The following is a 21,289-nucleotide window of genomic DNA, read 5'->3' as shown; positions in this document are numbered from 1 at the left end:
CAGGAAGTCGGTGGCGGCGAAGCCCAGCAGGGTCAGGACGAAGAGTTTGCCCTGCCAGAAGGAGAGCAGCCGCTCGAGCATGGCGATGGAGCCTTGGCCGTGCGGACTCTCCTGCGCCACGCGCCGGTAGACGGGCAGGGCGCCGGCCAGGGTGACGATCACGAGCACGATGGTGGCGACGGGCGAGAGCAGTCCGGCGGCCAGGGCGGCGATTCCGGGCTGATAGCCGAGCGTGGAGAAGTAGTCGACGCCGGTCAGGCACATCACCCGCCACCAGCGCTGGCCCTTGTGCGCCGGTTCGGGCTGGGCGTACGGGCCCTGAGCGGAGCCCTTGCCCATGTCGGACAGCCCCTCAAGCATCCACGCCCGCAACCGGCTCGGGTGGGCGTGCTCCGTAGCGGCCATCGGCGTGCTCTCCTGGCGTACGGCTCTGCGAACGGTTCCGGCCATCGGGATGACCCCGCTTCCAGCCTAGGCAGAGAGTGTTCGGGGGGCCTCCGCACCGGGGCGGCTCGGGACGACATGAAGCGAAGGTAAGAAGTCGGACTCTCGTAATTACCGAAATGACCTGGTTCTATCACAGACGGTAATGGCTTTTCGGGCTCGCTCGTTACTGCATTCCGGTGACGGCCAGGTCGCCGCCCGGTCGGCTCCATGGAAGCCTCGAAGGTGCGCGCAGTTGGGGGAATCCGTCAGGGGGGATCTGTCTCAGCACAGGAGAGAAACGTGAAATCCTCGCTTCGTACCCGCTCCGCCCGTGTCCTTCCCGCCGGTGTGCTCGCCGTTGCCATGCTGACGGCCGGGGCGCCTGGCGCCTTCGCCGTCTCGCCCTCCGTGGCGACGAACACGAACGTGATCGGGTCTTCGATCACCGTGCAGCCCTCCAAGACCGAGCTGAAGCTGGGCGAGTCTGTGACGTTCACGGGCCGCACCCAGGGCCTGAAGACAGGCGACGTGCTCAACCTCCAGCGTTACAGCGGTGGTAGGTGGGTCGTCGTGAAGACCGTCAGGGTCGAAAACGGCAGCACCTACAGCATCTCGGCCACCCGGCTTGCCGCCAAGGGCACGGAGAGGTTCCGTGTCATCCACGGCAACACCATGTCGCCGACCGTGACCGTCGTCGTGCGGTGACGTGACGCCACTAGGCATCACGCGACTGACGCCGAGAGGCATCATGGCGAAGTGACGCCACGAGGCCGAGGGGCGCCCCGGAGACGGGGCGCCCTTTCCTGCTTTGACACCCGGTCAGTCGTGGAACAGGGTGTAACGGCACCGGATCCCCGAGTGCATCGGTTGCGCCGAACGCAACGCCCCCTTGGGCCTGCCCGGTGGTGTCCCACCCTCTATCTGACATCCCGTCATTCTCGATAAGTTGGGGGCCGATTCACCCGGTTTGCGCTCGCCCCGTCCGCCGTCGCGCAGCCGCCCTCGAACCCCCCGCCCTCAGGCGCCCCCCTCGCGCCCCCCGCCGTCCAAGGCGCGGCCGCCGGAGGCTACCTTCCCCTGGGAAGGGCCGCGCTGGTGTTCCCGGACGGCGTCGTCGACGCGATGCCGGGAGTCGTCGTCGTGACGCACGGCACACTGATCGCGGGCGCCTGGTATCTGCAGCACGCCCCCTCCTGGGCGCCGGACGTCCACCACGACCAGCAGCTCGGCGGCGGGGCGATGCTCGGCATCGCGGAACTCGTCGCGCTGCCCTTCCTGCTGGCGATCCTCGCGCAGTGGGCGCGTGCCGAACGCGTCCAGACGGCGGCCCTCGACCGCCGCCTCGACGCGGAGCTCACCCCGGCCACGGCGGCCGCCGCGCAGAACGGCGGGATGCCGACCGCCGAACGCGTACGCCCCTGGTGGGAGACCGAACAGAACGAGGTGGCCGCCAGAATCCGCCGCCGGCACGGCGAGGACTGACACGGCCGCGTCCCGGTCTACACGAGCCTGACAGGCGAACGCCCCGCCAACGGCACCTCGTCCGGCCCGCCTTCTGCCACAGCCGGCCGTGGCGGTCGGACCCCGAGGACGTCGAGCATCGCCCGGGTGGCCGGACTGGGGTTGAACCTCCGCCGGCCCTGCTCGAGCCCGGTGAACGCACCGGCCGCTGTCGACGCGGAACCGACACCTTGCTCACCGGTGGCGACGGCCGATCGTGGATCAGCGCCGAGGACTTGGCCGTCGCCGTGATCGACGAACTCGAGACCCCTGGCCGGGGACGCCGCATCACGGTCGTCCACCACGACGAACGCCGGTCGGCATGACCCTTGGCCACGCAGCCGGGGCGCGCGATCCTGAGGGGTATGGGCCTGCACGGCCCGGGAGGCGACAAGACCACGGCGGTGCTTGCCCCGCAGCCCGGTACGAACCCGGATGGGAGCCGCCGTACGGCCCGCTGTCCCTGATCGTCGAGGGTGTGTTCGTCCTCGCCTTTCTCGCCTGGCTGGGAGAGAGGCCGACGGCCCGTGCCACCGCGAGGCCGTCGAAGGCGGCGGACCGTTCGCGGACCGCGCCCGGCCCGGGAGAGCGGATGCGCTGAGACACGTGCCCGGGGGCGGGCGGGAAGGAACGGCCGAGGCTGACGGGCCGACGCTGCCCGCCGACCGCCTCCACATCAGTTGCCGCAGGTCACGCAACCAGTACGCAACGATCACGCTTGCATCGCGGTGCGTCCTTCCCGTGTCCTGGACTTGACCCCCGATACCTACAACTCAGGGCCAAACCAGACAATACGGCTGATGCCCCGCCTCATGCAGCCGATGCGAGAAGTCCTGCCACTCGTGCAGCAGCTGGTACACGTTGAACGCGTCTCGGGGGCCGCCGCGGTCGGGGACCGTCGACCAGATGAAAGCCGCCGCGCCCACCGCCTCCTCGCCGATGCCGCGCAGCGGGTCCACGACCGTCATGGGGAGTTTGACCACCGCGTAGTCGGGGTGCAGGACCACCAGTTCCAGCGGCGGGACCTTGTGCAGCGGCACGCCCTCGATACCCGTGAGGACCATCGCCGCCATCGTCTCCGGCTTGATCTTGGTGAACATGCCGCCCATGCCGAGCTCGTCGCCGCCGAGCTCCTCGGGACGCATCGAGATCGGGACGCGCGCTGCCGTGGCGCCGTCCGGCGCGCCGAAGTATTTGTACGTCACCCCCACCCGACCACCATTCCCGCTCCCTACCCTGAGTCGATCGATCGCGCGGCCTCTGCGGTCCATACGCGCCGCACGCCCGATTCGCTCAGGGTCAGCCGGCGAAGCGTGCGAACCCTGGGGGCCCTGTGCACCCTGTGCGCTGCCCGAACCCTGCGAACCCTGTGAAATCTGTTGATCTGCCGGGCCTTGGGGGCCCTGGAAGCCCCGCGAACCCTGCGGTTCGTGTGCCTCGTGAGGCCCCTGCCCCCGACGTGTTTCCGTCGTCTCCTCCGCGTCGCGCCGGTGCCTTCCCCGCCGGGCACGCCGAGGACCCAGGTCATCGGTCCCCTCGCCCAGTCCGCCACCGCGATGCATATCTCCACCCGACTGCTGTTCTAGGACGCGTGGCCCCCGCCGCGCAACCCGATCATCGTGTCAGTGACCTCCCCCACGGCCGCCCGCCGAAACGTGCGGTGGAACACCTGTCCGCGGGATCTTCGCGGCCTCTGACACCATGGCTAGTGTGAGCTATCCGTACGAAGCCCCAGTTTCGCAGACTCTTTTCGAGCGCGCGTCGGCCGTCACGCCCGGCGGCGTGAACTCTCCGGTGCGCGCCTTCCGCGCCGTGGGCGGTACGCCCCGGTTCATGGTGTCCGGTAACGGTCCCTATCTGACCGATGCCGACGGACGCGAATATGTTGATCTTGTTTGTTCGTGGGGGCCGATGATCCTCGGCCACTCCCACCCCGAGGTGATCGCCGCCGTTCAGGAGGCCGTCTCGCGCGGTACCTCCTTCGGCACGCCCGGTGAGGGCGAGGTCGCGCTCGCCGAGGAGATCGTCGCCCGGGTCGAGCCGGTCGAGCAGGTGCGCCTCGTCTCCAGCGGGACCGAGGCCACCATGTCGGCGATCCGGCTCGCCCGCGGGTTCACCCGGCGGTCCAAGGTGATCAAGTTCGCCGGCTGCTATCACGGGCACGTCGACTCGCTGCTCGCCGCGGCCGGCAGCGGTGTGGCCACCTTGGCCCTGCCCGACACCCCCGGCGTCACCGGCGCCCAGGCCGGCGACACGATCGTTCTGCCGTACAACGACCTCGACGCCGTGCGTGCCGCCTTCGCCGCCCACCCCGGCGACATCGCCTGCGTGATCACCGAGGCGTCGCCCGGGAACATGGGCGTCGTGCCGCCGCTGCCCGGCTTCAACCAGGGGCTCAGGGATCTCTGCCACGAAGACGGCGCCCTGTACATCTCCGACGAGGTCATGACCGGGTTCCGTACCAGCCGCGCGGGCTGGTACGGCATCGACGGCGTCAAGCCCGACCTGATGACCTTCGGTAAGGTCATGGGCGGCGGCTTCCCCGCCGCCGCCTTCGGGGGCCGCGCCGATGTCATGGCGCACCTCGCCCCGGCCGGGCCGGTCTACCAGGCCGGTACCCTCTCCGGGAACCCCGTCGCCACGGCCGCCGGTCTCGCCCAGCTGCGGCTCCTGGACGACGCCGCGTACGACAGGGTCGACGCGGTGTCGGCCGAGATCCGTACGCTCGTCACGGACGCGCTCACCAAGGAAGGCGTGGCGCACCGGCTGCAGAGCGCCTCCAACATGTTCTCCGTGTTCTTCACGGACCGGCCGGTGATCAACTACGAGGACGCCAAGGTGCAGGAGTCCTTCCGGTTCAACGCCTTCTTCCACTCCCTTCTCTCGCAGGGCGTCTATCTGCCGCCCTCGTCGTTCGAGTCCTGGTTCGTCTCCACCGCCCACGACGAGCGGGCGATCCAGCGGATCGCCGACGCGCTTCCGGCGGCGGCCCGGGCAGCAGCGGAGGCCACGGCAGCATGAGTGACATCACCGTCGTCCACCTGATGCGGCACGGCGAGGTCGCCAACCCGGACGGAGTGCTGTACGGGCGGCTGCCCGGCTACCACCTCTCCGAGCTCGGCCGGCAGATGGCCGAGCGGGTCGCCGAGCACCTCTCCTCCCGGGACATCACCCATGTCGTCGCCTCCCCGCTGGAGCGGGCCCAGGAGACGGCCGCCCCGATCGCCAAGGCGCACGGGCTCGACCTCGCGGTCGACGGGCGGCTCATCGAGGCCGAGAACGTGTTCCAGGGCAGGACCTTCGGGGTCGGGGACGGCGCGCTACGGCGGCCGGAGAACTGGAAGCACCTCGTCAACCCGTTCAAGCCGTCGTGGGGCGAGCCCTATGTGGAGCAGGTCGTCCGGATGATGGCGGCGCTCGACGCCGCCAAGGACGCCGCGCGCGGTCATGAGGCCGTGTGCGTCAGCCACCAGCTGCCGATCTGGATCGTGCGCAGCTTCGTGGAGAAGCGGCGGCTGTGGCACGACCCGCGCAGACGCCAGTGCACGCTCGCCTCTCTCACCACGTTCACGTACCAGGGCGACAAGATCGTGTCCGTGGGATACACCGAGCCGGCCCGGGATCTGGTACCGGCTCATCTGCTCGCGGGCGCAAAGCCGGTGAAGGGGGCGGGCAAGGCGTTCGGGGCCTGAGCGGTCGAGTGGAGGCGTACGCCTTACGGTTGGGCGTACGCTTCGTAACAAAGCGTATTCATCCCTTGCATTCGCGCATACCTTCGTAAAATCCGCGGCAGGGAAGCGCGTTCGGCGGAACCGCCGTCTCCATCGTGCCCTCTCATTGTGTGACCGCTGAGAGGGCGCTATGAGATGGGGACGGGATGCGGGACATCAGCCGACGGGGACTGATCGGGCTCGGGGCGGGCACTGCGGCCGCGATGGGGCTCGCCGCGTGCGGTTCCCAGGGGCGTAAGGACACCCACTCCGGCGGCGGTTCCGGCAAGGGGGGCTCCGACGCCTCCGAGAGCCCCACGGCCACCGCGCGTCCGCTCGGTGACGGCTCCACCGCCTACACCGGCAAGCAGCCGCACCAGCCGGGAAAGCCGGTGCCCCTGGAGCCCGGCCAGACCCCGCCGCAGTTCGTGGTGTTCTCCTGGGACGGCGCCGGCGAGGTCGGCAACGGCCTCTTCCCGCGCTTCCTGGACCTCGCCAAGGAGCACGGCGCGCACATGACCTTCTTCCTCTCCGGGCTCTATCTGCTGCCCGAGGCGAAGAAGCGCAGGTATCTTCCGCCGAACAACCGGCCGGGCGCCTCCGACATCGGCTATCTGACCGACGCGCACATCCGCTCCACGCTGCAGAACGTCAGGCGGGCCTGGCTCGAGGGTCACGAGATAGGCACCCACTTCAACGGCCACTTCTGCGGCGAGAGCCATGGCTCGGTGAAGTGGTGGACGCCCAAGCAGTGGCACAGCGAGATCCAGCAGGCCAAGGCCTTCGTCAAGGAGTGGAAGACCAACACCGGGTTCACCGATCTGCCGCCCCTGCCCTTCGACTACGACAAGGAACTGGTCGGCGCACGTACGCCCTGCCTGCTCGGGCAGGACAACCTGCTGCCCACCGCCCGAGAACTCGGCTGGCGCTACGACGCCTCCTCGCCCGGCGGCCGGCAGATGTGGCCGGTCAAGCGGCATGGCGTGTGGGACTACCCGCTCCAGGCGATACCGTTCCCGGGGCACTCCTTCGAGGTGCTGTCCATGGACTACAACATCCTCGCCAACCAGTCGATCGCGACCACGAAGGCTCCCCCGTCCAACTACCCGGGCTGGCGTAACCAGGCGACGCAGGCGTACATAGCCGGATTTGAGCGGGCGTATCGGACAAACCGTGCACCCTTCTTCATAGGGAACCACTTCGAGCAGTGGAACGGCGGCATCTACATGGACGCCGTCGAGGCGGCGTTCAAGCACATCGCGCGCGAGAAGGAGAAGGGCGCCGACGTGCGGCTCGTCTCCTTCCGGCAGTTCACGGACTGGCTCGACGTGCAGCGGCCCGAGACCGTCCGCAAGCTGCAGAGCCTCGGCGTGGGCCAGCAGCCGGCCGGTGGCTGGAAGGGGTTCCTCTCGGACACCGCCGGCGGCAAGGGCGCCGGCGCCTCGGGCGCCCCGTCATAGGCCGCCTGAAAGGCGGTTTTCCACCCGCAAGGGGGGTGCGCAAGATCCCCGGATCGGACATGCGAAACTTTTCACATGAGTGCCGCCTGCCGCGCCCCCCAGCGCCTGAACCGCACCCGTAGCCGCAGTCGCCGCCGCGCCTCCCTGGCCACCGCCGGGGCCGCCGCGGCGCTCGTGCTGTCCGCCTGCTCCTCGGGCGGCACCTCGGGGGGTTCCGGCAACACCAACTTCATCACCGGCAAGGACGGCATCGCGACCGTCAAGAAGGGCGAGCGGGCCGCCGCCCCCGACCTGTCCGGCACGACGATCGACGGCAAGAAGCTCGATGCCGTCCAGTACAAGGGCAAGGTCGTCGTCATCAACGTGTGGGGCTCCTGGTGCCCGCCGTGCCGCGCGGAGGCGACGAACTTCGTCAAGGTCGCCAAGGAAACCGCGGACAAGGGCGTCCAGTTCATCGGCATCAACACCCGCGACACCAGCACCGAACCGGCCCGCGCCTTCGAGAAGCAGTACGGGGTCATGTATCCGAGCCTGTACGACCCGACCGGCAAGCTGATGCTCCGCTTCAAGAAGGGCACCCTGAACCCGCAGGCAATCCCCTCCACTCTGGTCCTGGACCGGGACGGGAAGATCGCCGCGCGGACGCTTCAGCCCCTCAGCGAGGAGAAGCTGCACGAGATCCTCGACCCGGTCCTCGCGGAGAAGTGACGTGACCGGAGTGTCCCTCCTCGCCGCGGCCACCGGCTCGCCCCTGCCCGGTGCGCTGCTGCTCGCCCTGCCGGTCGCCGTCCTCGGCGGACTCGTCTCCTTCTTCTCGCCGTGTGTGCTGCCGCTCGTGCCCGGCTACCTCTCCTACGTCACAGGTGTCGCCGGTACCGACCTCGCCGAGGCCAGGCGGGGCCGGATGGCCGCGGGCGCCTCGCTGTTCGTGCTCGGCTTCACCGCCGTCTTCGTGTCCGGCGGGGCGCTGTTCGGGTACTTCGGGCACACGCTGCAGGAGTACGACGGCACCCTCACCAAGGTGCTCGGTGTGCTCATGATCCTGCTGGGCGTCTTCTTCATGGGCCTGATGCCCTGGCTCACCCAGCGCGAGTTCCGGTTCCACAAGAGGCCCGCCACCGGACTGGTCGGCGCGCCCCTGCTCGGCGCGCTCTTCGGCATCGGCTGGACCCCGTGCATCGGCCCGACCCTCGCCTCCGTGCAGGCGCTCTCCTTCGACCAGGCGAGCGCCGGACGCGGGGCCCTGCTGACCGTCGCGTACTGCCTCGGCCTCGGTATTCCCTTCGTCCTCGCCGCGGTCGCGTTCCGCAAGGCGCTCGGCGCGTTCGGCTGGGTCAAGCGCCACTATGTCTGGGTCATGCGCATCGGCGGCACCATGATGATCGTGACCGGCCTGCTGCTGCTCACCGGTGTCTGGGACGGAATCGTGCAGCAGATGCAGAGCTGGTCCGACGGCTTCACGGTGGGGATCTGATTCATGAGCGACACTCGGAGCACCGACGTGCACAGCGACGAGACCCCCGGAACCTCCGGGAGCGCCGAGGCCGACCTCGCTGATGCGGGCTCGCAGCTGTCCACCGCCCCCGTCGAGGTCGCCATGCCCGGCTCCTTCGGCGGCTCCCGGACGCCCGGCGCCCTGGGCTGGATCACCTGGACCGCACGCGAGGTCACCGGCTGGGTCCGCTGGTTCTGGCGGCAGCTGACCTCCATGCGGGTCGCGCTGATCCTGCTGTTCCTGCTGTCGCTGGGCGCCATCCCCGGCTCGCTGATCCCGCAGTCCGGCAGCGACGCGCTGAAGGTGCGGGACTTCATGGACGCCCACAAGACGCTGGGCCCCGTCTACGAGAAGCTCGGGCTGTTCCACGTGTACAGCTCGGTGTGGTTCTCGGCGATCTACATCCTGCTGTTCGTCTCGCTGATCGGCTGTATCGTCCCGCGCACCTGGCAGTTCGTCGGTCAGCTCAGGGGCCGTCCGCCGGCCGCGCCCAAGCGGCTGAACCGGCTGCCCGCGTACGCGGCGTGGCGCACCGACACAGACCCTGAGCAGGTCCGCGAGGCCGCACTGAAGACGCTGGGGCAGCGCCGCTTCCGGGCGCATGTCGAGGGGGACGCAGTCGCCGCCGAAAAGGGCTATCTGCGCGAAGTGGGCAATCTGCTCTTCCATATCGCCCTGGTCGTGATGCTGATCGCCTTCGCCTGGGGCCAGCTCTACAAGTCCGAGGGCAACAAGCTGATCATCGAGGGCGGCGGCTTCGCCAACACCCTCACCCAGTACGACGACTTCAAGTCCGGCAATCTCTTCACCGACGACGACCTGGTGCCGTTCAGCTTCGACCTGAAGAACTTCACCGGCACCTACGAGCGCACCGGCCCCAACAAGGGCACGCCGCGCACGTACCAGGCGGACATCACCTACGGCGTGGGCGCCTACGGCAAGGAGAAGAAGACCACCATCAAGGTCAACGAGCCCTTGGAGATCGGCAACGCCAAGGTCTACCTGGTCAGCCACGGTTACGCGCCCGTCGTCACCGTCCGCGACGGCAGGGGAGGCGTCGTCTTCCGCGGCCCCGTGCCGCTGCTGCCGATCGACTCCAACGTCACCTCCCAGGGCGCCGTCAAGGTCTACGACGGCTACCGCGACGCCCAGGGCCGGACGGACCAGCTGGGCTTCGCCGCGTTCTTCGTGCCGACCTTCGCCGGCGCGGGCAAGGGCACGATGTTCTCCCAGTTCCCCGCGCTGGACTATCCGGTGCTCGCGGTGTCCGCGTACCACGGAGACCTGGGCGTCAACGCGGGCATCCCGCAGAACGTGTACCAGCTGAACACCAAGAACCTGAAGCCGTTCAAGGACTCCAAGGGCGATCTCGTCAAGGCCCGCCTGCTGCCCGGCGAGACCATGCGGCTGCCCGGCGGCAACGGCTCGATCACCTTCGACAAGCAGGTCAAGGAGTGGGCCGGCTTCCAGATCGTGCAGCAGCCCGGCACCGGCTGGGCGCTCGGCGGCGCCATCGTCGCTGTCTTCGGGCTGGCCGGCTCCCTGTTCATCCAGCGCCGCCGCGTCTGGGTGCGGGCCACGACCGGCGCCGACGGCGTCACCGTCGTGGAGATGGCGGGCCTGGGCCGCAGCGAGTCCGCCAAACTGCCCGAGGAACTCGGCGACCTGGCCGCCCTCGTCCACGAACAGGCACCCACGAAGACCGACGAGCAAGACGCCGACCCCGACCAGGAGCCGGGCGCCGCGACCCCCGTACCTGCCGCTGAAGGGGCTCAGGAGAAGTGACCCTCGCCACCGCCACCAACGAACACCTCGCGCACATCAGCAACACGCTGATCTACTCCGCGATGGCCGTCTACACCCTGGCCTTCTTCGCGTACATCGCCGAATGGCTCTTCGGCAGCCGCAGCAAGGTCGCCCGCACCGCCCACGCGCTCACCGCCGACGCCGCGCAGAAGGCACAGGCGCCCGCCGTGACGGTCAAGAAGGCGGGCGGCACCGCGGTGCTGGAACGGCCGAAGGTCATCACCCGTGCCGTGGCCGGCGCCCGTGACGTGCCGGACGGGCCCGGCGCCCACGGCGGTGACGCCCAGGGCGACCTCTACGGCCGGATCGCGGTGTCCCTCACCGTGCTCGCCTTCCTGGTGGAGCTGGGCGGCGTCATCGCCCGCGCGGCCTCCGTGCAGCGGGCACCGTGGGGCAACATGTACGAGTTCAACATCACGTTCTCCACGGTCGCCGTCGGTGTGTACCTCGCGCTGCTCGCCCTGAAGAAGAACGTGCGGTGGCTCGGCCTGTTCCTCACCACCACGGTCCTGCTCGACCTCGGCCTCGCCGTCACCGTCCTGTACACCGCCAGCGACCAGCTCGTCCCCGCGCTGCACTCGTACTGGCTGTACATCCACGTCTCCACCGCGATCTTCTGCGGCGCGGTCCTCTACGTCGGTGCGGTCGGCACGCTGCTCTACCTCTTCAAGGACTCCTACGAGAACAAGCTCGCGAGCGGCGGCAAGCCCGGCACCTTCGCCACCTCCGTCCTGGAACGGCTGCCCGCGGCGGCGACCCTGGACAAGTTCGCCTACCGCGTGAACGCCGCCGTCTTCCCGCTGTGGACGTTCACGATCATCGCGGGCGCCATCTGGGCCGAGTCGGCCTGGGGCCGCTACTGGGGCTGGGACCCCAAGGAGACGTGGGCCTTCATCACCTGGGTCGCCTACGCCTGCTACCTCCACGCCCGTTCCACGGCCGGCTGGAAGGGCCGCAAGGCCGCATACATCGCGCTCATCGCGTTCGGCTGCTGGCTGTTCAACTACTACGGCGTGAACATCTTCGTCGGCGGCAAGCACTCGTACGCGGGCGTGTGACTCCCGCCCGACGAGGGGCATGACCACGGCCCTCACGGGGGCCGTGGCCGGCCGGGCCGGTGAGCGCCCGCAACATATGCGCAACCCCGGCCGGCGGGCCACGCTGGTGTCATGACCAACCCCATCGAAGAGGGCGTCGCCGAGCGCCGGGGGGACCTGCTCGTACGGCACTACCTGCTGCGCCTGGCCCGGCCCGTGGAGGAGGTCTGGCCCGCCCTCGCCACCTCCACGGGCCTGGGGGAGTGGCTGGCCCGCGCCGAGCCGTTCGAGCCACGGCTCGGCGGTGCGGTGTCGCTGAGGCTGCCGGAGGGCACCGCGCGGGGCCGGATCACGGCCTGGGACGTGGAACGGGTCGCCGAGTACACCGTGGAGGGCCGCGGCCGTATCCGCTTCCACCTGGAGCCGGGCCGCCCGGCGGGCACCACCGTGCGCTTCACCCACGAGAGCGAGCAGGGCGGCGACCCGGGCTGGCGGGAGCGGTTCGAGCGCCTGCTCGCCGTCGTGGAGGCCGGCGACCTCTGAGGGGACTCACGCAGGCGGCAGGCACTCCTTCGCGGGCGGCTTGCCCTCCGGCCAGGCGATCCGCACGAACCGCGACCCGCCCGACGGTGCCAGCTCCACGACCGGTACGGCCTTGTCGTAGGGGTTCCCGTGCCCGTCCAGGCAGATCCATCCACTCGCCCCGTTTACCCGGTGCGACCCCTTGATGAACGACCACTCGTTGACCACGTCGGCGAGCGGCGGCACCGCCCGCCCGTTCGGCGTCGCCTCCCGCAGCCCCTGCACCGCGAGCCGCATCGCGTCATACGAAATGATCAGCTGTCCGTCCGCCAGGGCGACCTGCCCGATCGGGCCGACCGGCTCCCCCTTGCTCCGGGCGATCAGGTCGTCCAGCGCCTTCGCGTCCGTCGCGCTGCCGCCCGTCGCCGCGGTCTCCTTCCTCCAGGCGTCCGGGTGCGCCAGCGCGGTGTAGCGGACGGAGAGGTTGCGTGTGAGGGCCTGCGAGTGCAGCTTCGTGTCGCCGGTGAGATAGGACCCCTCGTCCCCGGTGAGCACGGTGAGCCTGCGGTCCGTGCAGCCCCGGTCCCCCAAGGCGTTGACCAGTTGCCGCAGTTGGGTGTGCCGCCCGGCGAACAGGATCGTGTTCATGGTCTTCGGGGTGTCGCACACGACGGACGCGATCTGCCGGAACTGGTTCCCGGTCGTGCCGTCCAGCGTGCGGTCGGTGGGCGGCGTGAACGACTGCGCTGCGATCCGCGAGCCGGACAGCAGCTTCTCGAAGGAGCCCTGGAGCGTCCGGGTGTAGGGGTCGCCCGGCTTGTCGTACACCAGCAGCGCCTGGCCGCCCGACACCTGGGCGAACGAGGCGAGGGCGCGGGCCTCGTCCGTGTTGGTGGGGGAGACACGGGCCAGCCCTGGATAGGGGTCCTTGCCGCCCTGCCCGTTGGCCAGGTCGTCGGCGGTGATCGAGGTGCCGATCACGGGAATGCCGAGCCGGGTCAGCGCCCCGAGCGCCTTCTTGTTGCTGTCGGTGCTCTGCCCTATGCCGGTCACCGCCCGCAGCGTGTCCGGGCCCTTGGCCATCGCGTACAGCCGGTCGACCACGGTCTGCCAATGGGCCGCGTCGGCACCGGGGTTGGCGAGGACGAGCCGGATCGCCGGGGACTGGTCGTTGGTGTCGTGGTTGGCCTGGTACTGGGCCAGATACGCTCCCTGCAACTGGTGCTGTATGTCGTTGAGGGTGGCCGGGGCGGACGCGGTGAACGGCAGCAGCAGCGCGACCGTCACATAGCTGCCGGGCTTGAGCCGGTGGTTCTCGCGGTCGATCGCCTGCACGGTCTCGGTGAACCGGGAACGGCCGAAGTCGTACGCCGTCGCCGAGACGCCCACGCAGTCGTCGCTGCCCTCGGGACGGGACACACCCGGCGCGCAGGAAGGGTCCTCCCTGGTCATCACCAGGCCGCTCCACACGGCGGCGGCCACCACCACGGCGGCCAGCAGCAGCGCCGTGTACCGGCGGAAGCGAATCTCCCAGACGTCCTCGCGCAGCCATCTCCACAGCCGTGCCGTCATCACCGACCCCCGTCCTCGTACGAACCCGTCATCCGCGCCCACCGCCGTACGGCCCCCGGCCCCGTGGGGCCCCTCACCCCTGGCCCCCGCCCTCGTCGTCCCCCGGGACACGCAGCGGACGGCCCGCCAGCGCGTCCGAGGGCCAGTCCCGCGAGGCGCGCCACAGCAGGGCCGTGCCCCCGGGCCGCAGGTTCGACAGCTGCTCCAGCTCGAAACGCAGGCGCTCGGCCACCTCCGGGTCGGGCAGCACCAGCGGATCGGTCAGCTGCCACACCGCGTGCAGCAACCGCCGTACGCGCAGGTGCAGGGCGGCGTCCACGCCCTCGGGCGGCCGCTGTGCCTGATCCGTACGGCCGAGAGCCACCGCGGCCCGGTGGTCGTGGCCGTCGAAGTCGTGACCCTCGGGGTCGTGCGCGTGGTAGTAGGGCGCGGACGCGACGAAGACCAGGGAGCGCAGCCAGGCGCCGACCTCCGTGCCCGGGAAGGTGTCCCGCAGGTGGGCCACCGCCAAGTCCGCCTCGCCGAGAGCCAGTTCGTGGTGCAGCCGGTAGCGTGCCGCGTCCGCGGTCGCCCGCTCTCCGTAGTGGTCGATGACCGCGCGGTGGACCGCCTGCCACTGCGCGTGGTCCGCGTCGAGGTGGTGCAGCCGCAGCAGAAGCAGCGCCCGCAGGAACGGGTCGCCGACGAACTGCCCGTCCGCCGTCGGCCATCCCTCCTCCGTGAGCCGCTGCTGGAGGCCGAGCACCCCGGCCGCGCCGAAGTCGTCGGGAAGCCGGTCCTCGGCGAGCGCCAGCGCCGAGTCCCGGTCGTGCGCGGCGGCGAGCACGGTCAGTTCGTCGAGCCGGCCGCCCGGCACCAGCCGGTCGAGCAGCTCCCGGTAGGCGGGGCGGCCGTCGTGGTCCGCGTGGAGTGCGACGTCCCCGGTGAGCAGCGTGCCGAGGGACCCGGCCCCGCTCGGCAGGTTCTGCCGGGCCGACTCGGAGAGCAGGGTGATGCCGAGCGGGCTGCCGCCGGTCAGCCGGTGGGTGGCGTGCGGAAGCTGGGGCGGCACGTCAAGTCCCCGGCAGAGGGCGCCCACCATGTGCAGGGTGTCGTCGGGCGTCAGCGGCGGCAGCGAGACGAGCAGCGCCCGGGAGGACGGGGAGCTGCCCGGTTCCCAGCCCGTGGTGCGGGCCACCTCGGCGAGGGTGCGGCGGCCGGCGTTCCTGAGTGCCGGGTGGGTCTTCCCGCGGAGAGCCGAGAAGAACACGACCTGGTCGCCGAGGCCGTCCGCCCGGTCGCGCAGCACGGCCTCCATCAGGCCGCGCCCGGCGGGTGCCTGCACATTGTCGATCAGCACGACCGGGCGGCCCAGCCGGTGGGAGCGCTGCATGACGCCGGTGTAGGCGTCGTCGAGGTCGGCCAGCAGCGCCCGGACCAGAAAGCGCTCGGCGTGGGTGCGGGAGTCGCCGCCCGCCCGGAAGTGCCCCGAGAGCAGGATGAGCCCCAGCTTGGGATTGCCGCCGGCGTTCGGGTAGTCGCGGAACCATGTGGCGGCCCTGCGCAGCCGCCGGTGGGTGGGCGCGACCCCCTCGCTGAACGCCTCCAGGCTCGCCTCGATGATCGGCTCGACGACGGGCCCGGCGTTCGACAGGGAGGCCACGAGCTTGGCGATCACCTTGCTCACCCAGCGGCCCGCCAACCCGTCCAGAAAGGACCGGGAGTCGTTCAGCAGCAGGATGCGCTCGGCCTCCTGCCGGATCCGCGCCACGTTCCGGTCGCTCCAGCCGCCCGCCGCGACGGCCAGCAGCCCCGAGGCGAGCCGCGGGAAACTGATCCGCCCCGCTCCCTTCACGGGCTCGGCGAGCTGCTCGGCGACGGTCGTGAGGGCCTGCGCCACCGGCGACCACGCCTCGCGGGGCCGGTTCGCGGGCGGCCCGGCGAACTGCGCCTCCTCACCGTCGACCAGCGCGATGGGCGTATGCCCCTGATAGGCGGTGCGTATCTCGGCGAGCAGCGCACTCTTGCCGAGCCCGCGCCCGCCCGTGAACACCACGAACGGCAGGTCGTCCTGGTGTTCGTACGGTGAGGAACGGAGCTGGTACGGGCGTGCACCGACGAGCCGCGCAGCGAGGCCGGGCGGGTCGGTGTCGAACAGCGGTCCCCGGCCGTGCAGCGATCTGTGCACCGCATCTCCCCCCGGAGCGGTCCGATCCGATGTGCTGCTGTGAGGTCTACCAACGTCAGTGTAAAAAAAGGGGAGTTGATTCGGACTAGGGCGTGCGATGTCCATTGGGTTACGAAAGTCTTCCGCTGTCGGCCGCGAATGATCGTTTCGCTTCGGCCGGTCGTCAGGCTTGGCAGGCGACATGCGACACGTCGGTGCCGGTGAAGGTGGGATGCGAGGGACCGGCGCGGGCATCGGCGGAGCCGATGGGCCCATCGGCAGGACGCCCCACCAGCTCGTGGACCGGTCGTGCCGCCCGCTCGTAGCGTCCTGGACATGACCCCGGAGAACAAGGGCACGGCCCAGCTGACGACCGCCATGGTGCTCTCCGGCACCCTCGGTGTCTTCGTCGTCGAGTCGGGGGCCTCGCCCTTCAACGTCGTCTTCTTCCGTGTGCTGTTCGGCGCCCTCGCCCTCGGCACCTACGTCGTCGCCCGCGGCTGGCTGCGCGGCCACGGCTTCACCCCGCGCACCCTGGGCCTGGCCGTCCTCGGCGGCGTGTTCATCGTCTTCAACTGGGTTCTGCTCTTCCAGGCGTACGGGAACACGTCGATCTCCGTGGCGACGGTCGTGTATCACACGCAGCCGTTCCATGTGGTGCTGCTGGGCGCCCTGCTGTTCCGCGAGCGGCTCACCGCCGCCAAGGTCGGCTGGGTGGCCGTCGCCTTCGCCGGACTGATCCTCGTCTCGGGCGTCACGCCCGGCGACTTCGCAAGCGGCGGCTCCTACCTCCTGGGCGTGGGCCAGGCCCTCCTCGCCGCGCTTCTGTACGGACTGTCGACCCTGGTCACCAAGCGCGTCACCGGCGTACGGCCGCACCTCGTCGCCCTGGTCCAGGTCATCGTCGGCATCCCGCTGCTGCTGCCGTTCGCCGACTTCGGGGCGATGCGCGGCGAAGGAGCCGGCTGGGGCTGGCTGGTGGGGCTGGGCTTCCTCCACACCGGGGTGATGTACGTCCTCATGTACGCCGCCTACGCCAAGCTCCCGACCTCGAAGATCGCGGTGCTCGCCTTCGTCTATCCGGCCGTCGCCCTGCTGATGGACCGGGCGGTGTACGGCCACCACATCGGGCTTGTCCAGGCCCTGGGCATCCCGCTGATCGTGACGGCCGGGCTGAAGGTCACGCTTGCTCGGACACCAGCCGCCGTGCCTGCTGCACGAACAGCCGGGCATGCGCCGGAAGCCGCTTCCCGGCCCGCCACGCCAGCTGCGTGCGAAGCGTGAACGGCGGTTCCCACGGCAGACGGACCAGAGAGCCCTCCGCGAGTTCGGCGGCGACCGTCACCTCGGGCAGCAGCGAGATCCCGAGACCGGCCGCCGCCGCGCGCTTGGTCGCCTCGATGGTGCCGAACTCCCGGAACTCCACGGGCGCGAGAGAGGCAAGCTCCCGCTCGAACAAGTCCCGGTAGGCGCAGCCGGGTTCGGTGGCCAGCAGGGGCTGTTCCACGAGATCGGCCGTCATGACCGGCTTCGAGGCCAGGGCGTGTCCGGGTGCCGACACCAGCACCAGCGGCTCCTCGGCCAGCACCTCGGTCTCCAGCCCGGCGTGCCCGGTCTCCTGCTCCATCAAGAAGCCCAGGTCGTATGTCCCCTGCCGCAGCGCCTGCCGGGTCTCGTCCCCGATGGTGGTCCGCAGCGACATCCGCACCTTCGGATAGCGGTGGTGGAACAACTCCAGCAGCGGAGGCAGACGGTACGAGGTCAGAGACTCCATGGTGCCGACGGTGAGGGTGCCCGCCGGTTCCTGCGCGCCGGCCACCGCGGCCCGCGCCTCCTCGCTCAACTCGATGATCTGCCGGGCGTAGGGCAGAAGCCGTTCGCCGGCCTCCGTCAGCCGGATACGGCTGCCGAGCCGGTCGAAGAGTTCCGTGCCGAGCGAGGACTCCAGGGCGCGGACCTGGCCGGTCACGCTGGACTGCGCATACGACAGTTCCGCCGCGGCGCGGGTGAAGCTGAGCACCGTGGCGACCTTCTCGAAGGTGACGAGCAGCCGGAGTTCCACCGGTCGGTCCCGGTTCCCTCAGCCCTTGGGGTCCTCGCCCCGCTCCCGGCGGCGCAGCTCCTCCTCGCGGCGGCGCAGATCGGCCTCCCAGTCCTTCAGAAGAGCTTCGTCCTTCTTGTTCTCTTCCTTCAGCGACCTGAGGAAGTCGGGATTGTCGTCGGGCGCCACCCAGCTCGTGCGGTGGTTGCGGTGCCACTCGGAGGGCGTGGAGCCGTTCACCGGCGTCTGACGCACCTTGCCCGCGACAAGCCAGGCGATCGGACCGACCAGCACCTCGCCGAAGAGCAGGATGATGATGGCCCAGACCACCTTGGGCAGCCCCCGGACCTGCTCCTCGGGCGTGTTCAGGCAGTCGATGAAGGCGTATATCCACAGCGCGAGGACCAGTAGGTAGGGCAGATACCGGAACATGGTCGTGCGATCCCCCAGGAGACGGTGACGGAGCGCGGGGCGGCCCCGGTGACGGGGTCAGGGTAGCCGGTACCGGATACTGGATCACATGGCTTACGACGATCTTCGCTCCCTGCTCCGGGCGCTGGAGCGCGAGGGAGACCTCAAGCGCATCAAAGCCGAGGTCGACCCCTATCTGGAGGTCGGGGAGATCGTCGACCGGGTACAGAAGTCGGGCGGGCCCGCGCTGCTCTTCGAGAACGTGCGCGGGTCGCGGATGCCGCTCGCCATGAACGTGTTCGGCACCGACCGCCGCCTGCTGAAGGCGCTCGGCCTGAAGTCGTACGGCGAGATCTCCGACAAGATCGGCGGCCTGCTCCGGCCGGAGCTGCCGCACGGGTTCGTCGGGATCCGAGAGGCCTTCGGGAAGCTCGGCGCGATGACCCATGTGCCGCCCAGGAAGGTCAAGGCGGACAGCGCTCCGGTGCAGGAGGTCGTCCTGCACGGCGACGACGTCGACCTGGACACCCTGCCCGCGCTGTTCACCTGGCCCAAGGACGGCGGCTCCTTCTTCAATCTCGGGCTCACCCACACCAAGGACCCGGAGACCGGGATCCGCAACCTCGGGCTGTACCGCCTCCAGCGCCACGACAAGCGCGCGATCGGCATGCACTGGCAGATCCACAAGGACAGCCGCAACCACTACCAGGTGGCGGCCCGGCGCGGCGAGAGGCTGCCCGTCGCCATCGCCTTCGGGTGCCCGCCCGCCGTGACGTACGCCTCGACCGCACCGCTGCCCGGTGACATCGACGAGTACCTCTTCGCCGGGTTCATCGCGGGCCGGCGGATCGAGATGGTCGACTGCAAGACGGTCCCGCTCCAGGTCCCCGCCCACGCCGAGGTCGTCCTGGAGGGCTGGCTGGAACCGGGCGAGATGCTGCCCGAGGGGCCGTTCGGCGACCACACCGGCTTCTACACGCCGCAGGAGCCCTTCCCGGCCCTGAAGATCGACTGCGTCACCATGCGGAAGCGGCCGCTGCTCCAGTCGATCGTCGTGGGCCGCCCCCCGACGGAGGACGGGCCGCTGGGCCGCGCCACCGAGCGCTTCTTCCTGCCGCTCCTCAAGATCATCGTGCCGGACATCGTGGACTACCACCTCCCCGAGGCGGGCGGATTCCACAACTGCGCGATCGTCTCGATCGACAAGAAGTACCCCAAGCACGCCCAGAAGGTGATGCACGCCATCTGGGGCGCGCACATGATGTCGCTGACGAAGCTGATCGTGGTCGTCGACTCCGACTGCGATGTGCACGATCTGCACGAGGTCGCCTGGCGTGCCCTCGGCAACACGGACTACGCCCGCGACCTCACCGTCGTCGAAGGCCCCGTCGACCACCTCGATCACGCCTCCTACCAGCAGTTCTGGGGCGGCAAGGCGGGCATCGACGCGACGAGGAAGTGGCCCGAGGAGGGCTACACGAGGGACGGCGGCTGGCCCGACATGGTCCTGTCCGACCCGGAGACGGCGGCGAAGGTGACCCGCCGCTGGAAGGAGTACGGCCTGTGAGCAGCGCCTCCGCCGCGATCCCGCAGCCAGGACGCACCAAGGCGTTCCTGCGCCTGGTGATGATCGAGCACTCCGTCTTCGCCCTGCCCTTCGCGTACATCGCCTCGCTGACCGCGATGTACCAGTGGGACCGGAACATCCACTGGGGACGGCTGCTGCTGGTCACCGTCTGCATGGTGGGCCTGCGGACGTTCGCCATGGCGGTCAACCGGATCATCGACCGGGAGATCGACGCCCGGAACCCGCGCACGGCGCACCGGGAGCTGGTCACCGGAGCGATGTCGGTCCGCCATGCCTGGACCGGCGCCCTGATCGCCCTGGTGGTCTTCCTGGGCGCGGCGGCTCTGCTGAACCCCCTCTGCCTGGCCCTTGTCCCCATCGCTGTCATCCCGATGCTCGTCTACCCCTACGGCAAACGCTTCACGAACTTCCCGCAGGCCATCCTGGGTCTCGCCCAGGCGATGGGCCCGGTCGGCGGCTGGCTGGCGATCAGCGGCAGGTGGGACTGGGACGCGGTGATCCTCGGCCTCGCGGTCGGCATCTGGATCGGCGGCTTCGACCTGATCTACGCCTGCCAGGACGTGGAGACGGACCGAGAGATCGGGGTCATGTCGGTGCCGGCCCGCTTCGGAATCCCGGCGGCGATCCGGGCCGCCCGGGTCTGTCATGCGATCGTGACGGCGCTGTTCGTGTGGTACGCGGTCGTGACCGGCGCGGGCTTCTTCTTCTGGCTCGGCCTGGTGATCGTGGCGGGCGCCTTCGTCTACGAGCACTCGATCGTGCGGCCCCACGACCTGAGCCGCCTCAACCGCGCGTTCTTCAGCGTCAACGGGTTCATCGGGATTGCCCTGTTCGTGTGTGCGCTGCTCGATCTTCTGGTTCGGGGTCTGACCGTCTGAACACGGTGCGGCCTACCATCGAGGACAGGACCCCAGGGAGGCCACCGTGACCGTCTCGGGCATCGACCGCCTGCACTCGCAGCTGAGCAAGCTGGAGGACATGTTCCCCGGCTATGTGACGGAAATTGTCGAGGGCAGCATCGTGATGAACCCGGTCAGGCCTTTCCACGGGAAGACGATCCAGCGGGTGTGGGCACTCCTCGAGACGCAGCTGCCGCCGGCGTGGGCCCTGGTGAGCGATGTGGCGTTCCCGTTCGATGACGCCAATGAGTTCTGCCCGGACATCGCGGTCATCCCGGCCGAGGCGGAGGCCGAGAATCGCAGTGTGTACCCGGCCGACCTGATCGAGCTCGTCGCCGAGGTGGTCTCCCCGGAAAGCGTCCGCCGCGACTACGAGGTCAAACCCCGCTGGTACGCCTCCCGGGGCATCGCCAACTACCTGGTACTCGACCCGCTCAAGGGCCATGTCGTCACGATGTGGAACCCCGCGTCCGACGGCTACCGCGGCCGTGACGTCATCCCGTACGGCCCCGACCTGACCGTCGACTCCCCGCTCGGCAAGCTGACGCTGGAGACCGGCCGCCTGCCGGTGGACCCGAAGGCGCGCGACCGGTCCTGACCCAGGCCCGGGCCACACCGCCCGCTCAGCCGGGACCTTGGCCCGTCCCCCGCGCGTGGCGCCGGATAGGCTCGGGGG

General features: G+C 70.0%; 19 protein-coding genes and 2 pseudogenes. 15 read left to right on the top strand and 6 right to left on the bottom strand.

Annotated elements, in window-relative coordinates:
* Positions 1 to 405, bottom strand: a pseudogene (locus ABZ876_RS04065) (amino acid transporter); the annotation flags it as partial.
* Between the two features lie 321 nt (positions 406 to 726).
* Here ABZ876_RS04065 and ABZ876_RS04060 point away from each other — a divergent pair.
* The 3 genes and pseudogenes from ABZ876_RS04060 to ABZ876_RS04050 all read left to right on the top strand — a co-directional run.
* The gene (locus ABZ876_RS04060) at positions 727 to 1,131 is read left to right on the top strand and encodes a hypothetical protein (protein WP_361773825.1); all 405 of its coding nucleotides are present in this window, start codon (positions 727 to 729) and stop codon (positions 1,129 to 1,131) included.
* A 372-nt stretch (positions 1,132 to 1,503) separates the two neighbouring features.
* Positions 1,504 to 1,908, top strand: coding sequence for a cytochrome c oxidase assembly protein (locus ABZ876_RS04055; RefSeq protein ID WP_361773951.1), 405 nt, complete (start codon positions 1,504 to 1,506; stop codon positions 1,906 to 1,908).
* Between the two features lie 149 nt (positions 1,909 to 2,057).
* A pseudogene (locus ABZ876_RS04050) lies at positions 2,058 to 2,252 on the top strand (hypothetical protein); the annotation flags it as partial.
* A gap of 447 nt (positions 2,253 to 2,699) precedes the next feature.
* Here the strand turns inward: ABZ876_RS04050 and ABZ876_RS04045 are convergent.
* Complete coding sequence (locus tag ABZ876_RS04045) at positions 2,700 to 3,197, bottom strand: hypothetical protein (protein ID WP_361773822.1); 498 nt, start codon at positions 3,195 to 3,197, stop codon at positions 2,700 to 2,702.
* A gap of 430 nt (positions 3,198 to 3,627) precedes the next feature.
* Between ABZ876_RS04045 and hemL the strand changes: the two genes are divergently transcribed.
* The 8 genes from hemL (at position 3,628) to ABZ876_RS04005 (ending at position 11,977) form a co-directional block, all read left to right on the top strand.
* Positions 3,628 to 4,947: a glutamate-1-semialdehyde 2,1-aminomutase gene (gene hemL, locus ABZ876_RS04040; protein WP_361773819.1), complete on the top strand. Its 1,320-nt coding sequence runs from the start codon at positions 3,628 to 3,630 to the stop codon at positions 4,945 to 4,947.
* Positions 4,944 to 5,618, top strand: coding sequence for a histidine phosphatase family protein (locus ABZ876_RS04035; protein WP_361773816.1), 675 nt, complete (start codon positions 4,944 to 4,946; stop codon positions 5,616 to 5,618). The genes hemL and ABZ876_RS04035 overlap by 4 nt, the downstream gene beginning before the upstream one ends.
* Before the next feature lie 185 nt (positions 5,619 to 5,803).
* Positions 5,804 to 7,096, top strand: coding sequence for a polysaccharide deacetylase family protein (locus ABZ876_RS04030; RefSeq protein WP_361773813.1), 1,293 nt, complete (start codon positions 5,804 to 5,806; stop codon positions 7,094 to 7,096).
* A gap of 75 nt (positions 7,097 to 7,171) precedes the next feature.
* Entirely contained in the window at positions 7,172 to 7,804 is a 633-nt protein-coding gene (locus tag ABZ876_RS04025) for a TlpA disulfide reductase family protein (RefSeq protein ID WP_361773810.1), read from the top strand.
* Between the two features lies 1 nt (position 7,805).
* Positions 7,806 to 8,570: a cytochrome c biogenesis protein CcdA gene (locus tag ABZ876_RS04020; protein WP_361773807.1), complete on the top strand. Its 765-nt coding sequence runs from the start codon at positions 7,806 to 7,808 to the stop codon at positions 8,568 to 8,570.
* A gap of 3 nt (positions 8,571 to 8,573) precedes the next feature.
* Positions 8,574 to 10,376, top strand: a complete 1,803-nt coding sequence (locus ABZ876_RS04015; RefSeq protein WP_361773804.1) for a cytochrome c biogenesis protein ResB — start codon at positions 8,574 to 8,576, stop codon at positions 10,374 to 10,376.
* Positions 10,373 to 11,455 carry a c-type cytochrome biogenesis protein CcsB gene (gene ccsB, locus ABZ876_RS04010; protein ID WP_361773801.1) on the top strand — a complete coding sequence of 361 codons (1,083 nt, stop codon included), beginning with the start codon at positions 10,373 to 10,375 and terminating at the stop codon, positions 11,453 to 11,455. The genes ABZ876_RS04015 and ccsB overlap by 4 nt, the downstream gene beginning before the upstream one ends.
* Positions 11,456 to 11,566: 111 nt before the next feature.
* Positions 11,567 to 11,977, top strand: a complete 411-nt coding sequence (locus ABZ876_RS04005) for an SRPBCC domain-containing protein (RefSeq protein WP_361773798.1) — start codon at positions 11,567 to 11,569, stop codon at positions 11,975 to 11,977.
* 6 nt (positions 11,978 to 11,983) lie between these two features.
* Here the strand turns inward: ABZ876_RS04005 and ABZ876_RS04000 are convergent, their stop codons facing one another.
* A complete protein-coding gene (locus tag ABZ876_RS04000; RefSeq protein WP_361773795.1) occupies positions 11,984 to 13,528 on the bottom strand; it encodes a hypothetical protein in 1,545 nt (514 codons plus the stop codon).
* Between the two features lie 73 nt (positions 13,529 to 13,601).
* Positions 13,602 to 15,695, bottom strand: coding sequence for a hypothetical protein (locus tag ABZ876_RS03995; RefSeq protein ID WP_361773792.1), 2,094 nt, complete (start codon positions 15,693 to 15,695; stop codon positions 13,602 to 13,604).
* Positions 15,696 to 16,010: 315 nt separating this feature from the next.
* On the opposite strand from ABZ876_RS03995, the gene ABZ876_RS03990 reads away from it, so the two are divergent.
* The gene (locus ABZ876_RS03990; protein ID WP_361773790.1) at positions 16,011 to 16,958 is read left to right on the top strand and encodes a DMT family transporter; all 948 of its coding nucleotides are present in this window, start codon (positions 16,011 to 16,013) and stop codon (positions 16,956 to 16,958) included.
* Here ABZ876_RS03990 and ABZ876_RS03985 read toward each other — a convergent pair.
* Positions 16,855 to 17,736, bottom strand: coding sequence for a LysR family transcriptional regulator (locus ABZ876_RS03985; protein WP_361773786.1), 882 nt, complete (start codon positions 17,734 to 17,736; stop codon positions 16,855 to 16,857). The two genes, ABZ876_RS03990 and ABZ876_RS03985, sit on opposite strands and share 104 nt — an antisense overlap.
* A gap of 18 nt (positions 17,737 to 17,754) precedes the next feature.
* On the bottom strand, positions 17,755 to 18,147 hold the full coding sequence (locus tag ABZ876_RS03980) for a PLD nuclease N-terminal domain-containing protein (RefSeq protein ID WP_361773783.1): 393 nt from the start codon (positions 18,145 to 18,147) through the stop codon (positions 17,755 to 17,757).
* Positions 18,148 to 18,235: 88 nt separating this feature from the next.
* On the opposite strand from ABZ876_RS03980, the gene ABZ876_RS03975 reads away from it, so the two are divergent.
* The 3 genes from ABZ876_RS03975 to ABZ876_RS03965 are packed head-to-tail and all read left to right on the top strand — an operon-like array spanning position 18,236 to position 21,211.
* On the top strand, positions 18,236 to 19,693 hold the full coding sequence (locus ABZ876_RS03975) for a menaquinone biosynthesis decarboxylase (protein ID WP_361773780.1): 1,458 nt from the start codon (positions 18,236 to 18,238) through the stop codon (positions 19,691 to 19,693).
* A complete protein-coding gene (mqnP, locus tag ABZ876_RS03970) occupies positions 19,690 to 20,592 on the top strand; it encodes a menaquinone biosynthesis prenyltransferase MqnP (RefSeq protein ID WP_361773777.1) in 903 nt (300 codons plus the stop codon). The genes ABZ876_RS03975 and mqnP overlap by 4 nt, the downstream gene beginning before the upstream one ends.
* A gap of 46 nt (positions 20,593 to 20,638) precedes the next feature.
* Positions 20,639 to 21,211, top strand: a complete 573-nt coding sequence (locus ABZ876_RS03965; RefSeq protein ID WP_361773774.1) for a Uma2 family endonuclease — start codon at positions 20,639 to 20,641, stop codon at positions 21,209 to 21,211.
* The last annotated feature ends 78 nt before the right edge of the window (positions 21,212 to 21,289 follow it).

The organism is Streptomyces sp. NPDC046931, assembly GCF_040644655.1.
Classification (GTDB): Bacteria; Actinomycetota; Actinomycetes; order Streptomycetales; family Streptomycetaceae; genus Streptomyces.
The sequence above is the reverse complement of the archived record's forward strand: the minus strand, read 5'-3'. Positions and strand labels throughout refer to the sequence as shown.

Bases quoted from the DNA above. Each gene is read 5' to 3' on its own strand.
- ABZ876_RS04045 (WP_361773822.1), bottom strand. From the start codon at position 3,197: ATGGACCGCAGAGGCCGCGCGATCGATCGACTCAGGGTAGGGAGCGGG.
- hemL (WP_361773819.1), top strand. From the start codon at position 3,628: ATGGCTAGTGTGAGCTATCCGTACGAAGCCCCAGTTTCGCAGACTCTT.
- ABZ876_RS04035 (WP_361773816.1), top strand. From the start codon at position 4,944: ATGAGTGACATCACCGTCGTCCACCTGATGCGGCACGGCGAGGTCGCC.
- ABZ876_RS04030 (WP_361773813.1), top strand. From the start codon at position 5,804: ATGCGGGACATCAGCCGACGGGGACTGATCGGGCTCGGGGCGGGCACT.
- ABZ876_RS04025 (WP_361773810.1), top strand. From the start codon at position 7,172: ATGAGTGCCGCCTGCCGCGCCCCCCAGCGCCTGAACCGCACCCGTAGC.
- ABZ876_RS04015 (WP_361773804.1), top strand. From the start codon at position 8,574: ATGAGCGACACTCGGAGCACCGACGTGCACAGCGACGAGACCCCCGGA.
- ABZ876_RS04005 (WP_361773798.1), top strand. From the start codon at position 11,567: ATGACCAACCCCATCGAAGAGGGCGTCGCCGAGCGCCGGGGGGACCTG.
- ABZ876_RS04000 (WP_361773795.1), bottom strand. From the start codon at position 13,528: ATGACGGCACGGCTGTGGAGATGGCTGCGCGAGGACGTCTGGGAGATT.
- ABZ876_RS03990 (WP_361773790.1), top strand. From the start codon at position 16,011: ATGACCCCGGAGAACAAGGGCACGGCCCAGCTGACGACCGCCATGGTG.
- ABZ876_RS03980 (WP_361773783.1), bottom strand. From the start codon at position 18,147: ATGTTCCGGTATCTGCCCTACCTACTGGTCCTCGCGCTGTGGATATAC.
- ABZ876_RS03975 (WP_361773780.1), top strand. From the start codon at position 18,236: ATGGCTTACGACGATCTTCGCTCCCTGCTCCGGGCGCTGGAGCGCGAG.